We start from the raw sequence: 2,680 nt of genomic DNA, 5'->3' as shown, positions 1-2,680 counted from the left end.
CATGTACATCGTAAACGATTTCTGCGATACCGATAGCGATGGGGTACCAAACCGTCTGGATCTGGATAGCGACAACGACGGCTGTTTAGATGCCATAGACGGGGATGCTTCAGTAATTGCTTCACAGCTGGTAACAGCAGTAGGTACGGTAACAGTAGGAACAGGTTCAACAGCATCTAACCAGAATCTGGGTAATACTGTGAATGCGAATGGTATTCCTCAGCTGGTCTCCGTACCGTATAATTACAGCAATACTACAGGACAGGGAATAGGGGCTTCTCAAACGGCGTCTATTTCAGGATGTGCCGCTCCGGGTGGAGTATTAAATGGCTTAACCCGTTGGCACAAAGCAGATGCAGGAGTTACTACCGCTACGGGTGTTTCCGCCTGGGTAGACCAGAGTTCGGCAACGACCATCAGCCAGGCTACGGCAGCCAACCAGCCTGTATATAACACCACGGCTAATCTTATTAATTTTAACTCAACCATTACATTTGACGGATCAAATGATGATTTGTTAAACAATATTTCAGGGTTGCCTCAGGGAGCAACCGCCTCAACGTTCTATTTTGTAGATCGCCCTACCGCATCCAATACTTCAAGATATGCGTTTGGATATGGGGCGACTTCGGGTACGGCAAGCTTCCAGGCAGGACCTGCGGGAACCTTTACTACCAAACAGGGAGGAGGTTCTGCTTTTGCATCCCAAACCAATGCATATACGGTAAATATTCCGAGCATAACCAGAACAGGATATGACGGAACAAGGGCTTATCTTTCCCATAATGCAGCGACAGAAGTGTTGAGTACGGTGTATACTCAGAATGTATCGACCAATGCCTTTGCTATTGGTGCCCGTTCAGACGGTGCCGCCAATTTCTTTACGGGAGACATTCCGGAAGTTATTGCCTACGGAGGTAAAAGCACTGCTTCAGAGCTGATTCGGATAGAATCTTATTTAGCCATCAAATATGGCATAACCAAAACAGGAGACTATCAAAACTCCTCTTCGGCTGTTATCTGGGATGCCACTGCCAATACAGGGTATAACAATAATATCGCAGGTATTATGAGGGATGATGCTTCAGCATTAAGCCAAAAACAATCCCAAAGTGTAAACAGTGGCTTACAGCCGGTAATCGGAAACGTGAATATTACTGGTACCAATGCCAATAACACCAATAACTTCAGTGCAGATTTATCTGCCTTGGTTTGGGGTTCTGATACGGGAAGCACGTCTTTTGCCACTTCTTTCGTATTTGGAGGATTAACCGCCAGAATGGCGCGTATCTGGAGAGTACAGGAAACCGGAACGGTAGGAACTGTGAAAGTGGCCTTACCGGTAAGCCAGGTACAGGGAAATGCAGCACAGCTTAATTTGGTGGTAAGTGCAGATGCAACGATTGATGGTAGTGATACCCGAACAGCAATGACCCTGGAAACGTTAGGAGGCGTGCAATACTATACTGCAACGGTAGATTTCACAACAGGGCAATTCTTTACTTTTGCCGCGCTGGCAACAGCTCCGGGAGGAGTTTTTGCTAATCTAAGAATCTGGCTTAAGGCAGATGACGGATTTACTCCTTCTTCCTGGGCAGACAGATCTGGTAATTCAAATGATTTTACCCAGACCAATGCATCCAGACAGCCTAATCTTATCGCTGCCGGTACAAAATATAATTTTAATCCAACCGTTAATTTTGGGACTACCGGTTCAGATGCAAGATTTATGGTTGTGCCAAGCGGAAGACCGTTTACGGCCAATGGTTTGGATGGAACCTTCTTGCTTACTATCAACCAGAATACGAATAGCGGTTTCAGAGATTATTTAGGCTTTGGGGGTACAACTACAGGATCAGGTCTTACTAATGCAAATGATCCGGTATTTACTTCCAATGACAACGGAAACAGAACCTTCAGGATATTTCCGTACAGTGGTGCTACTTCTACTACGAATCTTCAATTAACAGCCGGTATCACCTATATTTCAGATGTTACCTGGAGAGTGGGAGTCGCAGGAGGTATTACCTATGGATTGAATGGTTTTAATGGTTCTAGTGGTAATACTTTTACCGCAGGTAATTCATTAGGATTTAATGGTGGTATCTTGGGGGCTCAGCCTGAAGTATCTGATGCGTTTATGTCTGAGGTGATTGCTTATGAAAGAGCTTTAACGGCGGCAGAAATGCAGAGAGTACGTACCTATTTATCCATTAAATATGGAACAACACTCGATCAGAGTACGGCACAAAACTATTTAGCTTCTGATGGCACTACCATTTTCTGGAATGCAACAACCAACGCGGCTTACAAAAACAATATCGCGGGAATTGGAAGAGATGATACTTCAACGTTAAATCAAAAGCAGTCCCAGAGTATCAACAGTGGTACCCAGGTAGTAATAGGTAATGGAAGCATCGCCGCAAGCAATGCAGCCAATACCAATAACTTCAGTGCAGATCTTTCTGCTTTGGTTTGGGGCTCTGATACGGGAAGCACTTCTTTTGCCACTTCCTTTGTATTTGGAGGATTGAATAACAGGATGGCCCGCATCTGGAAAATGCAGAAAACGGGAACGGTAGGCACGGTGAAAGTTGCCCTGCCGGCAAGCCAGATTGGAAGTATCGGGCAGCTTAGCCTGGTAACCAGTAGCGATGCCACATTTGATGGTACAGATACC

1 pseudogene is annotated in these 2,680 nt (G+C 45.4%); it reads left to right on the top strand.

Features of this window, described 5'->3' with window-relative positions:
• Positions 1-2,680, top strand: a pseudogene (locus tag SOP96_RS19315) (hypothetical protein); the annotation flags it as partial.

It is taken from the genome of Chryseobacterium salviniae (assembly GCF_035819015.1).
Classification (GTDB): domain Bacteria; phylum Bacteroidota; class Bacteroidia; order Flavobacteriales; family Weeksellaceae; genus Chryseobacterium; species Chryseobacterium salviniae.
Note: the sequence above shows the minus strand (reverse complement) of the source record. Positions and strands in the feature narration are given on the sequence as shown.